The sequence below is a fragment of the Sulfurirhabdus autotrophica genome (assembly GCF_004346685.1).
Lineage (GTDB): Bacteria > Pseudomonadota > Gammaproteobacteria > Burkholderiales > SMCO01 > Sulfurirhabdus > Sulfurirhabdus autotrophica.
The window spans coordinates 129,001-144,400 of sequence record NZ_SMCO01000005.1 but is presented as its reverse complement, the minus strand read 5'-3'; the positions used below and the strand labels follow the sequence as shown (position 1 = coordinate 144,400).

The 15,400-nt window shown below is 47.6% G+C and carries 15 protein-coding genes; 8 read left to right on the top strand and 7 right to left on the bottom strand.

All coding sequences use genetic code 11. From position 1 onward, the window contains the following. Position 1 precedes the first annotated feature (1 nt). The 7 genes from EDC63_RS07800 (at position 2) to fabG (ending at position 7,596) form a co-directional block, all read left to right on the top strand. Positions 2–2,350, top strand: coding sequence for an MMPL family transporter (locus EDC63_RS07800; RefSeq protein ID WP_132920909.1), 2,349 nt, complete (start codon positions 2–4; stop codon positions 2,348–2,350). Between the two features lie 163 nt (positions 2,351–2,513). After that, positions 2,514–3,194 carry an alpha/beta fold hydrolase gene (locus EDC63_RS07795; RefSeq protein WP_124945552.1) on the top strand — a complete coding sequence of 227 codons (681 nt, stop codon included), beginning with the start codon at positions 2,514–2,516 and terminating at the stop codon, positions 3,192–3,194. A 23-nt stretch (positions 3,195–3,217) separates the two neighbouring features. Further along, complete coding sequence (locus tag EDC63_RS07790; RefSeq protein WP_124945553.1) at positions 3,218–4,060, top strand: polysaccharide deacetylase family protein; 843 nt, start codon at positions 3,218–3,220, stop codon at positions 4,058–4,060. A 398-nt stretch (positions 4,061–4,458) separates the two neighbouring features. Next, a complete protein-coding gene (locus EDC63_RS07785) occupies positions 4,459–5,649 on the top strand; it encodes a beta-ketoacyl-[acyl-carrier-protein] synthase family protein (protein ID WP_124945554.1) in 1,191 nt (396 codons plus the stop codon). After that, positions 5,649–6,443, top strand: a complete 795-nt coding sequence (locus EDC63_RS07780; RefSeq protein ID WP_124945555.1) for a beta-ketoacyl synthase chain length factor — start codon at positions 5,649–5,651, stop codon at positions 6,441–6,443. Before EDC63_RS07785 ends, EDC63_RS07780 begins: the two co-directional genes overlap by 1 nt. Beyond that, positions 6,437–6,880 carry an ApeP family dehydratase gene (locus EDC63_RS07775; protein WP_124945556.1) on the top strand — a complete coding sequence of 148 codons (444 nt, stop codon included), beginning with the start codon at positions 6,437–6,439 and terminating at the stop codon, positions 6,878–6,880. The genes EDC63_RS07780 and EDC63_RS07775 overlap by 7 nt, the downstream gene beginning before the upstream one ends. Beyond that, positions 6,877–7,596, top strand: coding sequence for a 3-oxoacyl-ACP reductase FabG (fabG, locus tag EDC63_RS07770; RefSeq protein WP_124945557.1), 720 nt, complete (start codon positions 6,877–6,879; stop codon positions 7,594–7,596). Before EDC63_RS07775 ends, fabG begins: the two co-directional genes overlap by 4 nt. 101 nt (positions 7,597–7,697) lie before the next feature. Here fabG and EDC63_RS07765 read toward each other — a convergent pair whose 3' ends face one another. Next, positions 7,698–8,612, bottom strand: a complete 915-nt coding sequence (locus EDC63_RS07765; protein ID WP_124945558.1) for a LysR family transcriptional regulator — start codon at positions 8,610–8,612, stop codon at positions 7,698–7,700. 98 nt (positions 8,613–8,710) lie between these two features. Between EDC63_RS07765 and metE the strand changes: the two genes are divergently transcribed. After that, on the top strand, positions 8,711–11,014 hold the full coding sequence (gene metE / locus EDC63_RS07760) for a 5-methyltetrahydropteroyltriglutamate--homocysteine S-methyltransferase (protein WP_132920905.1): 2,304 nt from the start codon (positions 8,711–8,713) through the stop codon (positions 11,012–11,014). A 145-nt stretch (positions 11,015–11,159) separates the two neighbouring features. Here metE and EDC63_RS07755 read toward each other — a convergent pair whose 3' ends face one another. From EDC63_RS07755 to EDC63_RS07730, 6 genes are all read right to left on the bottom strand, one after another. Next, positions 11,160–11,780, bottom strand: a complete 621-nt coding sequence (locus tag EDC63_RS07755) for an HD domain-containing protein (RefSeq protein ID WP_124945559.1) — start codon at positions 11,778–11,780, stop codon at positions 11,160–11,162. Positions 11,781–11,923: 143 nt separating this feature from the next. Next, positions 11,924–12,283 carry a hypothetical protein gene (locus EDC63_RS07750; RefSeq protein WP_124945560.1) on the bottom strand — a complete coding sequence of 120 codons (360 nt, stop codon included), beginning with the start codon at positions 12,281–12,283 and terminating at the stop codon, positions 11,924–11,926. A 44-nt stretch (positions 12,284–12,327) separates the two neighbouring features. Further along, positions 12,328–12,744 carry a hypothetical protein gene (locus tag EDC63_RS07745; protein WP_124945561.1) on the bottom strand — a complete coding sequence of 139 codons (417 nt, stop codon included), beginning with the start codon at positions 12,742–12,744 and terminating at the stop codon, positions 12,328–12,330. Positions 12,745–12,842: 98 nt separating this feature from the next. Next, positions 12,843–13,406 carry a hypothetical protein gene (locus EDC63_RS07740; RefSeq protein ID WP_124945562.1) on the bottom strand — a complete coding sequence of 188 codons (564 nt, stop codon included), beginning with the start codon at positions 13,404–13,406 and terminating at the stop codon, positions 12,843–12,845. Positions 13,407–13,795: 389 nt separating this feature from the next. Continuing rightward, on the bottom strand, positions 13,796–14,560 hold the full coding sequence (locus EDC63_RS07735; RefSeq protein WP_124945563.1) for a glycosyltransferase family 2 protein: 765 nt from the start codon (positions 14,558–14,560) through the stop codon (positions 13,796–13,798). Then, positions 14,557–15,351, bottom strand: coding sequence for a lysophospholipid acyltransferase family protein (locus tag EDC63_RS07730; RefSeq protein ID WP_223248192.1), 795 nt, complete (start codon positions 15,349–15,351; stop codon positions 14,557–14,559). Before EDC63_RS07730 ends, EDC63_RS07735 begins: the two co-directional genes overlap by 4 nt. Positions 15,352–15,400 lie beyond the last annotated feature (49 nt).

Below are 15,400 nucleotides of genomic sequence, written 5' to 3'. Positions count from 1 at the left end.
AATGTCGCGTTGGGCCATTGGACTTTGGCTGGCCTTTATAGTCGCTTGCATTTTCGTCATTAGCCGTACAGAGTTCAGCACCGATCTTTCAGCTTTTTTGCCACGATCTCCCACGCCTGCACAACAAGTGCTGGTGGAGCAGTTACGAGAAGGGGTTGTTTCACGTTTGATATTGGTCGGGCTTGAGGGTGCCACTCCGGAAATATTGGCCAATACCAGCAAGCAGTTGGCAGCACAGTTAAGAACACAAGCCGATTTTGTTTCTGTAAACAATGGCGAACATGTTGGCGAAGATAAAGACCACGATTTCCTCTGGAAAAACCGTTATCTGCTGAGCCCTGCTATTACACCAGCGCATTTTTCTGTTGCTGCTTTACGCAATTCCCTGGAAGAAGCTCTGCAACTGCTTGGCAGCCCCGCAGGTACATTAGTTAAGAAGATACTTAAAGACGACCCGAGTGGTGAATTGATACGCTTGCTGGAACAGCTGGAAGGCCAAGCAAGACCGGCAATGCAAGAAGGGGTATGGTTTTCAAAAGAAGGCAAACGTGCCTTGCTCGTTTTACAGACCAAAGCGGCAGGGTATGACATTGATGCCCAGGAAAGTGCAATTGCTGTAATCCAAAGCACATTCGCGCGGGTAGCCGGGCATGATACGAGCGTGCAGTTACAATTAAGCGGGCCAGGCGTATTCTCCGTCAGCACCAGAGAAAGAATCAAGGGCGATGCATGGCGCTTTTCGTTGATAGCTACAGTCCTTATTGCTTGCCTGCTATTACTGGTTTATCGATCATTTCGCGTATTAATACTGGGGTTGTTGCCAGTCGCTAGCGGTGCGCTTGCGGGGATAGCAGCAGTCAGTCTGGGATTTGGCTCTGTGCATGGTATTACGCTGGGGTTTGGCGCTACGCTTATTGGAGAAGGCGTGGACTATGCCATATATCTATTCACGCAAATCGCCCCATCAGTAGCGCCTAAAACGACTTTCAAACGTATTTGGCCAACATTGAGATTAGGCGTGCTGACATCCATTTGTGGTTTTAGCGCCATGCTGTTTTCGGGCTTTCCCGGGCTTGCCCAGCTAGGTATGTTCTCCATTGTAGGGTTAATAGTGGCAGTGACAGTAACGCGCTGGGTGCTACCCGCTTTGCTGCCACAGGGCTTCACTGCACGAGCCGTTACCAGTGTTGCACCTACCGTGATGGCATTAGTCAAGCGCGCGCCAGTCTTGCGCATACCATTGCTGCTGTTGGTTGCCAGCGCCTTTGTGGTGTTGATCGTTTTATCACAGCGCGGGCCTTTATGGAGTGATGAATTATCCAGTCTCAGCCCATTGCCTAAAGCTGACCAACTTCTTGATGAACAGTTGCGAAATGACATTGGTGCACCGGATGTGCGCTATTTGATTGTTGTGAATGCGAAAGACGCAGAGGCTGCGCTTCAGGCCAGTGAAAATATAGCAGTTGTGTTGGGCCAGATGACCATAAAAGGGGCGTTACAGGGCTTTGAGTCTCCTGCCACGTATTTGCCCAGTTTGCAGATGCAACGTGTGCGTCAGGCTGCATTACCAACAACTGAAGTATTGCGTGAAAACCTTCAACTGGCATTGCGCGAGTTGCCTTTTCAACCGGATTTATTTAAACCATTTTTAGAAAACGTTGCGCAGGCAAAAACACAGCCGTTAAGCACCAGAAGTAATCTGCAAGGCACTAATCTGGCGTTGAAGCTGGATTCATTGCTAGTCAAGCGCGCGCATGGCTGGGCTGCCATGCTGTCTTTGCGTGGGGTAACCGATCCTGAAGCCATAACAAGGGAAATAGCCAAATTACCCGGTCCCCAGGCAATTATGCTGGATATGAAGTATGAATCCGACCAGTTATATCAGACTTATCGGCATGGAGCGCTCACCTTTTCAATGTTGGGTGGCATAGCAATCGTCATTTTATTATTTGCAAATTTACGCTCACCCCGTCGGGTATTTGAAGTGCTGGCTCCGCTTGCCGCAGCGGTGATTATTGTCACGTGTGTGCTGGTGCTAAATGGTCACATGTTATCCATATTTCACTTGGTAGGTTTGTTGCTGGTTGTTGCAGTTGGCTCTAATTATTCCCTGTTTTTTGATCGGCCTTGCGATACAAGCGAGGACAGGGAACGTATGCTGGTATCGTTGCTGTTTGCGAATATTGCGACCATGATAGGGTTTGGTTTGCTTTCTTTCTCCCATGTTCCGTTGCTGAAGGCAATTGGTTCAACGGTGGGAATGGGGGCGATTTTAAGTCTGGTATTTTCAGCTATTCTGATAGTGCGACAAGAAAACAAGCCTATAGAAAAAGCTAAATCCAAGGTTTAAGTAGTTCCATTGTTTGTTTCTTAGATCTGTCTATGGTGATCGGTTTTTCGTTGCAGGTGGCGGCAAGTTTACTCGCCCCTTGTGGAAGAATGGCGCTGTCAAGAATGTGGATTGAACCTGAAAACCCTGAAATCAACACATTTAAGTGATTTGAAAAGTAGCCATGGATTCAATCATTGATATAGCGCCTGGCGTGACTGGTAGCAGAGATGTGCTGGTATTATTGCCGGGTGCCAAAGATCGCCCGCAGGATTTTGTGGGGCATGGCTTTATACAAGCGGTACGGGAACGAAATTTACCGATAGATGTAGTCGCAGTGGATGCCCATGTGGACTATTACCTTGAAGGTAATATTGTTGAGACCTTGCGGCATGATATTATTTCAGCGCTGCAAGAAAAAAAGTATTGCCGAATCTGGGTGTTGGGTATTTCTATTGGGGGTTTGGGTGCGCTAAGTTTTGCACGTAAATATCCCGCGTTAGTCGAAGGTGTGTTCCTCCTGGCGCCTTTTCTCGGTGTTCGGGGAACAATTGCCGAGGTGGTGCGTGCTGGTGGTTTAAATAACTGGAATCCGGGTTATATCGCGCCAGAAGATCATGAGCGAGAGCGCTTGGCATGGCTTAAAACCTTTCCATCCAGCGAAGTACCCATGCCCAATATATATTTGGGCTATGGTAAAGAAGATCGTTATGCACCGGCAAGCATATTGCTGGCAGAGCGTTTACCCCCTCACCATGTATTAGCGCTGAATGGCGGCCATGATTGGCAAACCTGGATTGCGCTTTGGCGTGGCCTGCTGGATAAAGATATTTTGCCTAGGTTGGTTGTGAGAGAACAGAAATAAGATTAGCTTGAGAAAAGAATTGAATGGCATCCAGTGAAAATAGCATTTCAGGTTTAAACCGAAAAAGTCGGCCCTGGCGGCCTGCCCCGGCTATTGGTTTTTCCATAAAACTGCATATTGCAGGGCTGGTAGTTGTGTTGCTGCAACCTTCGGCGTGGCAATGGGTGCTGGGTTTAATCGTTTTGAATCACACGGTGCTGGCTGGTGCAGTGTTATGGCCCAAAGGCCAACTGCTCGGCTCAAATATTACACGGCTTCCTGATGTTGCTGCACTGCGTAGCGAAGTTTCTCTGACGTTTGACGATGGTCCTGATCCGGTTGTTACACCCCGCGTGCTGGATTTGCTGGATCAATATCAGGCAAAAGCCAGCTTTTTCTGTTTGGGTGCCAGGGCTGAAGCACATCCTGAAATTATCAAGGATATATTACGCCGAGGGCATAGCGTAGAAAATCATAGTTATAGTCATCCCAATGCGTTCTCTTTTTATGGCATTTCACGATTACGTCGCGAGGTGGAGAATGCACAGAAGGCAATAGCCAGCACGAATGGGCACACACCTTTATTCTTCAGAGCGCCAGCGGGGTTTCGTAGTCCTATGCTCGACCCTGTACTGGCAAAAGCAGGTTTGCATTATGCTTCATGGACAAGACGTGGGTTTGACGGCGTAAAGAGTGATCCTGCTTTAGTTTTGCAAAGGCTCACTCAAGGATTGGCGGCAGGGGATATCCTGCTGCTGCATGATGTTGCACGCTCATCAGTCACAGAACCAGCGGTACTGTTAGTGTTGCCTAAATTACTTAAAGTGTTGGCGGAAAAGGGACTTAAGTCGGTTTCTTTGCCAGCTGCGTTTGGTGGAAATGCTTAGTCAGTTCTCATTCGGGAAGGCTTGATTCCCTCTCCCATTGTGGGAGTGGAGACAGTTAATAAAAAATGCAGTTTACCGCAGAGACGCGGAGACGCAGAGGCTGGAAAGGCTGGAGCGTTTTATCTGGAAGGGATTTGTAAATGTATTTTTCTCGGCGCCTCCGCGCCTCTGCGGTAAAAATGAAATATTACTTCATCCAGTGTTTTTTTATAAATCTGAGTTGTTCGCTGTAATACAGATTTGCTCTTGTGATTTCAGTTCAAATAACTATGCGGCTAGTGGATATGTTACGTATTTGTTAAAATCGGTTACTTACTGTGCAATTATTGCCCTTTTAGAGCATTTACAAACAAAATTCGCGGGATTCATCCCTTTTTCATTTTCTCCATATTATTTGCATGCAACCTCTTGTTATTTCACGTACTGCCATTGTAAATAGTCTGGGCGCTGGTTTGGCTGCGACTGCCAATGCCCTGCGTGACAGACGTTCAGGTCTGGCGCCCTGTGCTTTTGAAAATGTGGCGCTGAATACCTATGTCGGGCAAGTAGCAGGGCTGGAAAACGAGCGTATCAGACCGGATCTTGCCGAATATGACTGCCGTAATAACCGGTTGGCGCAAGTTGGCTTGCAACAGGATGGATTTGCTGAATCCATAGAAGCCGCCATTCAGAAGTATGGTGCTGATCGTATTGGTGTGTTTATGGGTACGAGTACTTCCGGCATATTGCAAACGGAATTGGCTTATCGCAGACGGGATTCTGAATCGGGTGCGCTGCCAGCAGACTTTCATTATGCACAAACGCAGAATACCTTTTCCCTGGCTGATTTTGTTCAGCGTTATTTCGGCTTGAAAGGTCCATCAGTGGTGGTTTCTTCTGCTTGCTCTTCTACGGCCAAGGTGTTTGGTAATGCTGCACGCATGATAGCTGCTGGTGTATGCGATGCAGCTATTGTTGGAGGGGTGGATACGTTGTGTCTGACCACACTCTATGGATTTAATTCATTGGGTCTGGTGTCACAATCACCTTGCCGTCCTTACGACGTGAATCGCGATGGCATTTCTCTCGGAGAAGGTGCCGGCTTTGCCCTGTTGGAAAAACAATCTACTCAATCAGCCGGAGAAATGCTGCTTTTAGGCATTGGTGAAAGTAGCGATGCCTATCACATGTCTACTCCGCACCCAGAGGGAATGGGAGCAAAGCTGGCTATCCAGAGCGCGCTCAATGCTGCCGGGCTCCGCCCTGAAGATATTGATTACGTTAATTTGCATGGCACGTCCACTAAGTCCAATGACGCCAGCGAAGATAAAGCAGTTTACGGCGTGTTTGGTGCAAAAACGCCATGCAGTTCCACCAAAGGCTGGACAGGGCACTTATTGGGTGCGGCAGGCATAACAGAAGCAATTATTTCGATGCTTGCCATAGAAAACAGCCTGATCCCCGGTAGTCTGAATACTCTGGATCTTGATCCTGAACTGAAAAGTAATTATCAGATAAACAATCTTGCCATACCGGTTAACCGGGTGGTCAGTAATTCCTTTGGCTTCGGCGGCAGTAACTGTAGTCTGGTACTGGGAAGGGCTATTTGATGAAGATATATGTTGAAGGCGTTGGTTTGCTTGGCCCCGGTCTGAATGGATGGCATTTCAGCTTATCCTGTCTGACGGCTAATGAAGCCTACGTTTCCGCGCCAACCGAGCTTAAAGCCAGTGAATTATTACCAGCAGCCGAGCGCCGCCGCACAGGCGTGCCAGTCAAGCTGTCGCTTGCTGTTGGGCAGGAAGCTTTTGCAAATGCGCAGCGTGACCCAGCAACCACTGCCACTGTATTTTCATCTTCAGGTGGTGACGGCGATAACTTGCATCATATTTGTGAAACACTTGCTGTCGCGGAACTGGAAGTATCCCCAACCCGATTTCACAATTCTGTTCACAATGCGGCAGCAGGTTACTGGAGCATTGCCACACACTCTCAGGAGCCTTCAACCAGCCTTTGTTGTTATGACGCCAGTTTTTCCTCAGGCTTACTGGAGTCAACAACGCAAATCGTGGTGGATGGCATACCTGTTGCGCTGATCGCCTACGATCATCCTTATCCGGAACCGCTGCATGCAGTACGTCACATTGGTGGAAATTTTGGCGTGGCGCTGGTGCTTACCCCTAATGTAACAGAGCATACTTTTGCCGCGTTGGATGTGAGCCTTGTGGCAAATATAGATTGTCCGACACCCATGACTGATCCCGCATTAGAAACACTCAGAGCTAGCATACCTGCAGCCCGTGCATTGCCCCTTCTGGCAGCGCTGGCACGTAAGTCTCAGGAAGTGGTATTTCTGGAATACGTCGCCGGAAACTATCTGCGGGTAGCGGTGCAACCGTGTTAGTAACCAAAGAAGCGATCGCAGGTATGATTCCGCACACCGGTAACATGTGTTTGCTGGATGGAGTGAGTCACTGGGATGCAAACTCAATTACTTGTGTCAGTCAAACCCATCACGATGTAGCTAATCCGATGCGAATTAATGGGCAATTACCAGCGTTAAGCGGTATCGAATATGCCGCACAGGCAATGGCGGTACATGGCGGGTTAACGGGCCTGGTGGATGAAAAGCCCAAATCCGGTTATCTGGCCGGATTGCGAGATGTGGTGTGTCACGTCAGTCGACTGGATGATTTAGAGGGTGAAATGGTGGTGGATGCGGAACAGGTAATGGGTGATGCAAGTCTGGCAATTTATAATTTCTCACTGAAAGTAGGGGCAACTGCAGTGCTGCAGGGTCGTGCAACCGTGGTATTGAATGTGACAGGAGAAACAGCATGAAACGTGCGCTTGTCACTGGCGGCAGCGGGTCTATAGGCGCTGCTATCTGTCGTAAACTTGCCGTGGATGGCTGCCATGTTTATGTTCACGCAAATTCGAATTTAAAACAGGCGCAACACATTGCAGCAGAAATTGTTACCAGTGGAGGGGCAGCATCTGCTGTCGCTTTTGATGTGGCAGACAGTGAGAGTACCAGTGCTGCACTGCAGGCGTTGTTAGTTGATGGTCCAATACAAATTTTGGTCAATAATGCTGGCATACACGATGATGCCGTAATGCCGGGCATGAAGACAGACCAATGGACACGAGTGATTGATGTCTCCCTGAATGGATTTTTTAATGTCACCCAGCCACTGCTGATGCCCATGATCAGCACCCGTTGGGGGCGCATCGTGAATATATCGTCGATCGCAGCCATCGTCGGTAACCGTGGGCAAACCAATTACGCCGCTGCAAAAGCGGGGTTGCATGGTGCAACCAAATCCCTCTCGCTTGAATTAGCAAGCAGGGGTATCACCGTAAATGCTATTGCGCCGGGTATTATTGCTTCGGCAATGACGGATGGTGTGTTCACCAAAGAAATGATCAATCAGATGGTGCCGATGAAACGGGCAGGTAAGCCGGAAGAGGTGGCAGATTTGGTGAGCTTTATGGCTTCTGAACAGGCTGCCTATGTGTCAGGCCAGATTATTTCTATTAATGGTGGCATGGTCTGATAGTAGAAATTTGAGACAGTCCGTATTTTGCTAATCTCTCAGTATGTAAAACTCGAGACTAAACCCGGAAAATAGTATCTGACGATAAAATGCATTGCTCTTTATACGAGCGGTTCTATCCCGGGCAGTGTCATAAATGCTTGCTCCCGAAGCGTAGCCACAAAATCCTTTTGAAAAGCCCGTCCTGCATCATTTTCACGTGAGGCGGTGTATAGCCCGCTCCATAATCCGCGTTTGGTGATAGGGCGTGCAACCACATAACCACGCTCCAGATAAGATTGAATCGCCCAGGCAGGTAAAGCTGCCAATCCCTTGCGACTGGCTACCAGTTGCACGATAGCAATGGTCAGTTCGGCATGGCGACGTTCTGGTGTAATACCAGCAGGTTTAAGGACTCTGCGCACCAGATCCAGTAAACGGTCCGGTGCTGGATAAGTAATCAATGTGTCATGGATAAAGTCTTTTGCTGTTAAATAGGATTTTGCTGCTAATGGGTGACCTGTCGCCATTAATGCGAGCATTTCATATCGAAACAGCGGGTTAAATACCACGCCTTTTTGTTTGCCGATCTCCGATAAAATGACCAGATCAGCCTTGTCTTCAGTCAGTAGCGCAACAGGGTCAGTGTGAAAACCGCCTACCAGATCCATCTCCACTTCTGGCCAATGGGTGCGATAGGCGTCCATGGCTGGCATGAGCCAGTCATAACAAGTATGGCACTCCACAACAATACGCAATTTACCGGGCTGGTTGTCTTCTGCTAACCGTGCCAGATTGCGTTCTGCAGCTTCCATCTTGGGCATGACCTCTAGTGATAACGCCAGCAATAATTCCCCTGCCGGAGTTAACCGCAAAGGGCGAGACCGCTCAAACAGCGTGACACCGAAATGGGTTTCCAGCGCAACCAACTGATGTGAAAGCGCAGATTGCGTCAAGTAAAGCCGCGTTGCTGCACGGGTAATGCTGCCGCTGTTCTTCAGGGCTTCAATCAGGCGTAAATGTTTCAGGGTAAGCATGTATGAAAAAAATTCATGGATATTAAGAAAACAATTCGTTTGAATCATAATACATGATGCCGCAAGATGCACGTTATCAATTAACGGAGCATAAATACATGACCACCATACATAGCCTTGGTTTCCCAAGAATTGGTAAAAATCGAGAACTCAAGTTTGCGCTGGAGCAATATTGGCGCGGCGAAATTAATGCAGAATCACTTGAAGCAACAGGGCAAGAGCTGCGTGTGCAACACTGGCAAATTCAAAAAAATGCAGGTCTTGATTATGTCAGCGTGGGCGATTTTGCCTATTACGACCAAATGCTTAATCATATTCAATTGCTTGGCTGTGAACCCAATCGTTTTGACTTCACAGAGCAAGTGCCGGAGCTTAACCGATACTTTACGCTGGCACGTGGCGTGGCGAACGAAGCAGCTTCATGTTGCAGTGGACACACGCCAGACAATCAAGGCACCTGGGCATTGGAAATGACCAAATGGTTCGATACCAACTATCATTATTTAGTCCCGGAATTTACGGCAGACACCCATTTCAAACTCAATTCCAGCAGATTGTTTGATGAAGTGGCCGAGGCACAAGCATTAGGGCATAAAGTGAAAGCAAGCCTAATAGGACCGCTTACGTTCCTGTATCTGGGAAAAGAAAAAACGGCAAGTTTTGACCGTCTGGATTTGATGGAACAACTCATTCCTGTCTATGGTGAGATTTTATTCAAACTCAAAAAAATGGGTGTTGAATGGGTGCAAATTGATGAGCCTATCCTGTGTCTGGATTTGCCGGTTGAATGGAAAGCAGCTTATGAGCCCGTTTACAATCGGCTCAATGCAGCTGGTATAAAATTATTGCTGGCAACCTATTTTGGTGCGCTGGAAGATAATCTGGTACTCACTTGCAATTTACCTGTAGCCGGGCTGCATATAGATGCAGTGCGTGCTTCGCAACAGATCAATCACGTCATAGATCGTCTGGCACATTATAAAGTGTTGTCCCTGGGAGTGATTGATGGGCGCAATATCTGGCGTGCAGATCTGGATCAGGCATTGGCCGCAGTGGAAATTGCGCGTGCAAGGTTAGGTGAAAGGTTGTGGTTGGCGCCGTCCTGCTCATTGCAACATGTACCGGTTGATTTATCTGCTGAAACCGCGCTGGACGATGAACTGCGTTCATGGCTGGCATTCGCAGTACAAAAGCTGGAAGAGCTAGGTGCGCTTAAAGTTGCCATAGACCAAAGTGTAGCAAGTGCAGAACATGCATTTAGTGCATCCAGAACTGCAGCCACCTCCCGCCGTCAAAGCACTCGCGTGCATAATTCAGATGTGACAGATCGAATAGCCAGTTTACCGACAGATGCAGACCAGCGTCGCTCTCATTTCAAAAATCGTCAGATACTACAACGCAGTCGTTTTAAATTGCCCCTGTTTCCTACAACCAGTATCGGCTCATTCCCACAAACCAAAGAAATACGCGCTGCACGCGCTGCTTATAAGCGCAATGAACTGACAGCAGATGGCTACACCAAGGCAATGCAGGCAGAGATCGAATTATCTGTTAACAAGCAAATTCAGCTTGGGTTGGATGTGCTGGTTCACGGAGAAGCCGAGCGCAATGACATGGTTGAATATTTTGGTGAGCAATTGGATGGGTTTGCCTTCACCCAAAACGGATGGGTGCAAAGCTATGGTTCACGTTGCGTGAAACCACCCATTATATTTGGTGATGTATCACGTCCTAAGGCCATGACAGTAACATGGACAAGTTTCGCTCAAAGCCTCACCAGCCAGCCGATGAAAGGCATGTTAACGGGCCCTGTTACCATATTGCAATGGTCATTTGTGCGTAATGATCAGCCCCGTAGCAGCACTGCGCTTCAAATTGCCCTTGCCATACGGGATGAAGTGGTCGATCTGGAACAAGCCAATATCGGTATTATCCAGATTGATGAACCGGCTATACGAGAGGGGTTGCCATTGCGACGTGCAGATTGGAAAGCTTATCTGGCATGGGCAGGGCGCGCATTCCGCATATCAGCCTCCGGGGTGAGTGATGAAACGCAAATTCACACCCACATGTGTTATTCGGAATTTAACGACATACTGCCGGCTATCGCCTCGCTGGATGCAGATGTGATCACAATAGAAACATCGCGTTCTGATATGGAATTATTGCGTGGTTTTGGTGACTTTAACTATCCCAATGAAATTGGCCCCGGAGTGTATGACATCCATAGCCCGCGTATTCCAACCACAGAAGAAATGGTCCGGTTGCTGAAAAAAGCTGCCGAAGTGATTCCAGCGGAAAATCTTTGGGTGAATCCGGATTGTGGCCTCAAAACCCGTGGTTGGCCGGAAACAGAAGCCGCACTGGCGAACATGGTGGCAGCAGCTAAAGCATTACGCTGATTAGTTCCCATCCAAAAACGCTACATCCCGCTCTCCCCTTGTGGGAGAGGGCTGGGGAGAGGGTTAAATTTTAATACGTTACTATCCTCTCTAGCCATCCCCCTTCAAGACGCATGCCAACTTTTTCATCAATAGGCACAAGGCGTTACTCAGCTTCAGAAATAGCACGTTGAAGATTGGCTCGAGCACGTTCTTCCAATGCATCATGGAAGTAATCCGTACTGTAAATGCGCCTCCGATCAACGAACGATCGCAATATGGATCGTCGTTTTTCCCGGAAAACGGCTTCTGGTACAAAGCTGTATTCCTCCCTGATTTGACGCTGGTACTCTGCAAACCTGGGCTCGGAGGCGCCAAGAATAGAGAGATCAATGTCCACAAGAAGTTGTTCGTCAGGCAACGCTGGCAGGGTAGTGTGTTTTGTTGCCAGGATAAGGTTTTCGACTCGGCAGGCAGAAGAAGTTGCTGCACCCGCTTCCAATAATACTGTCCGGGCCCAGGAGGTACAACGTTCTTCGTTGTCGTGTTGCTTGAGTTCATAGATAGCATCGTGGAACCACAGTGCCGCTTCGACTTCATCAGGGTGTTGCGCAAACTTGGAGACAACTTGGAACCACGCTTTACACTCAGCAAGATGTTGCAGTGTATGGTATTTTCGGTGAGGCTCGGAGTATCGAGATACGAGTTTCTCGTACGTATGCAAGCCATCAGAGGCCAAACCAAGGCCTTCTCTGACACGTTGCCATGACAGGTTTAAATCGACCATTTAACGATTACTTTTCCAAATCTTTGTGAACGCTATTTTGTTGATAAAGCAAAGTAAGCAAAGCGACGATTTGTATTTCTAAGCTTACTATGGCTATTGAAGAATAAAACGAAAATAGTGTTACCTATGTCCCCGACCGTTCATTACTTCATCTTCGTATAATATGAAGTATTACCTGATTTCCCAGATTTGTAATATAGCTTGCTTTTACTTTCATCATACGTAAGATCTATTTTCATAAATATTTTCTCTTGGCGAGTAAGGTTTATTTTAACCATATCTGTCCTGACCAAGTAAGATCCATCAATTTTACGCCCTGACGAAACCTCAGTGGTTGTGAACTTTCCATCCTCAGCGAAAGTTAGCCTGTCTTGGGTGTCGCCATCAGGGTCATATGTATGCAGCCAATTGCCAATTAGCCAACTATTGTTTTCAGCTAACGCTTGAAAGAAAGTGAAAATAAGTGCTACGAGTAAACTACATCTTAATAATTTACTGATCATGATAATTTCCTTGTTATTTCTAACGTTAAGCTCGAATTCCGGTGTTAGCTATCTTCACCGTCATCATTCCCACATGCGTAATGAGAAATTTCAATTCCAATTCCCGCGCTAGCAGCAAGCTGAATGAGTTTGGGTGGCAAGTAAGCAAATTGAGTAACATACCCTTCTTTAAGTGAAACACCAAAATCAAGAACGGCATCTTGAATGCCGGGAAATTTAACAATTTCCGAAATAACTGGTGCGTTTATTTCCAAGTACTTGGTGGCCTCATTAACTTGACGATTAAACTCATCAAGGTCAGCTCCACTGGCAACAAAGTTTGCGCCAGAATCAGTATATAGCTTACCTTTTAGAGTGCGTGGCTCCCCTTTTTTCCAACTACGGTCTGCTTCAAGTTGAAACTCAGACAACAAGGAATCAACGTTTAAAGATTCACCAGAAACTCTTAATATGCAGCTCATGTTCTCTTTGGTTTGAAAGCTAACGCTTCGCATCACCGGCAGCAAAAAGCAGAGCGTCGAAGGAGCGGCGCTTTTTTCTGTCCGAGTGCAAACGATTGTTAGGTCTCATTGCTTGGCTTCTTGTCCATTCCTTGAGGGATGCCCATGAATCCTCGGGTGATCCAGCCTACGACCCAAACGAAACCGGCAAAAATGGCCAGTCCGATGCCGAGATTTTTTAGGCTTTCTTTCCAGTTGTCCCAGTAGCGATGAGAGATTTCTTTCTCCAGCCATTTACTATCTTCTGCTGGAAGGACAAAACGCGATTCTAATTCCCTTTCATAAGCAGACACTTCGCTACTGTATGACCCAGCGCCCCAAACCATATTCTTCTCGTCGATCTTATAAGGGACTAATTGGTCATTATTTTTTCCGAACGGCATTGTGAAGAGGCACAGGTCGATAGAAACCTGCTTTCCATAAGACGATGTTGTCGTAAAGTAATGTCGCGCAGCTTCACTAGGACACGCCCCTTTCATTCGCTGGAACGAGCCCCGAGGACGCGCAATCGAATAGTCGACCGAGATGTACGGATCGTACGTAGCAGCGAAAATCAACGTTCCCGCTGTCGCAAGTCCTCCAGCGAGGTAGGCAATTCGGCGCGATCCATCAAAGATATTCACATTCATCCCCCATGGACCCAACGTTAAGTAGCCGTCCTAAAAGACGGAAAATAAAGCATCATAGTGATGTATAAAACATATTTCATTTAATATTTGCTAATAAAATCAGATTTGATGCTGTAAATAACTTTTCTAAAAGAAAATGTATATGCGTCAGTCTAAAACCTGATGTTAATTGATTGGCACTCAATGTTAAAAATGAGCGGGAATGCAGAAAATTACATTTTTAGCGCTATAGTATAACCCAGGAGTTATGCCGCGATTGGGTTAAACGTTATGATTGGTTACATGGTAAGCGTCATACAGGATATGGGGACGGCCTTGGTGCATTTACTTGACGACTTTGTTTGCTGGGACCAAGGGTTGTTACTTTGCAGTACCTTGCCAAATTATGTCAAATTAAGCAGTTTTCTAGCCAATAATAGCGGTAATCTGATTAAAAAACCAAAGAAGAGTCGTGTGTGCATCCAGGTAAGTAATACATTATCCCGAAGGTAATTGAAGTGAGATACGCCGCCTTCTTCCGGTAACAGATATTTGACAGGTGCAGATACATTGACTGGTTTGACACCTTGCCAGCAGAGGCGAACGGCGGCTTCCGGGTCAAAATCGAATCGGCGCATCCAGTGCTGGCCCTTCATGACTTTTCTTAAAGGCGCAACTGGATACACTCTAAACCCGAAGAGAGAATCGCCGATGCCTTGCCACAGTGTTTCCAGATTGGCCCACCAGTTGGAAACTTTGCGGCCATTCACCCGCAGGGAAGGTGCGCTTGCATCAAAAACGGGCCGGCCCAGAATGAGGGATTCCGGATTGGCCAGGGACGTTGCCATGAATTCAGGGATTTTATCAGCAGGGTGTTGACCGTCTGCATCCATGGTGAGGATGTGTGTGTACCCGGCTTGAGTGGCTTCATTGAGTCCGTGTAATACCGCAGCCCCTTTGCCTTGATTTTGCGGCAACAGAAATACTTTAAGGCCAGTGTCGGTCTTTGCCATATTACTGAGTTTTTCAGCCGTTCCGTCCGTACTGCCATCCACGACGACCCAAACCGGTTCCCAAAATTGTCTTGCTGCTTTTACCGTTGAAAATACGGTTTCTCCCGTGTTGTAACTGGGGATGAGTACAAGATGGGTCGTTGAGGCGATGGTCATGCGTTAAGCGTGATATTAAGCGGGCTGGATTCGCCAGGGCAATGGTTAGGCGACTCAAGATGTTGTATGAAATAACGTTTTAGCTCAGAAACAAATGTTTTAACATCACCGCTGACCTCAAAACGCTGGCCCAGGCAAACCCGATAATAAATCGGGAATTCCGGTTTTTTTAATAGCGGCCAGTCTTTGCATAAAAACGGGCTGTTTGTTTCAATGAACACGGTTTGCACCGGCACGCCAGCCTTTTTGGCAATCAAAGCGAAGCCGGCTTTGAAATCATTAATGGGGTGGGCTTGCGTCCGCGTACCTTCTGGAAAAATAAGCAGTTGATTGCCGTTTTGGGTGGCTGCTGAGGCCAGGCGTATCATGTTGCCGGGAGAGTCGTTTCGGATATAGCCTGCCAGCCTTGCGCCACCACCTAGCATGAGACTGTCCCAGATCCACGCTTTCATAACGCATACGATATGCGGCAAGCGCGAGGCCACCAGTACAACATCGATGAGGGCAGGGTGGTTGGGGGCAATGATGAGTGACCCTTCTTTTCGCAAGGCGTCCAGCGCGCTAAGGTCACATTTCACGATGCCACTGGCGTTTAACAGAAAAATATAGCTGCGGAATCCGGCCATGATGACAAATTGGCCTAATGGCGCACCTATTTTTCTTGGTAGCAGCGGATAAAGCAAACTGGCTGGCAGGCTCCAGCTCAGGCACATGACACCAAAAAAGAGTAATCCCCCATACAGCACAAAATATTCGTAGGGAAGCCTCAACCATTTTAAAATGGGGTTCACTTTCACATTTCCCAAAACGAAAGTTCGCAGATATGCCCCCTTTGGGGAG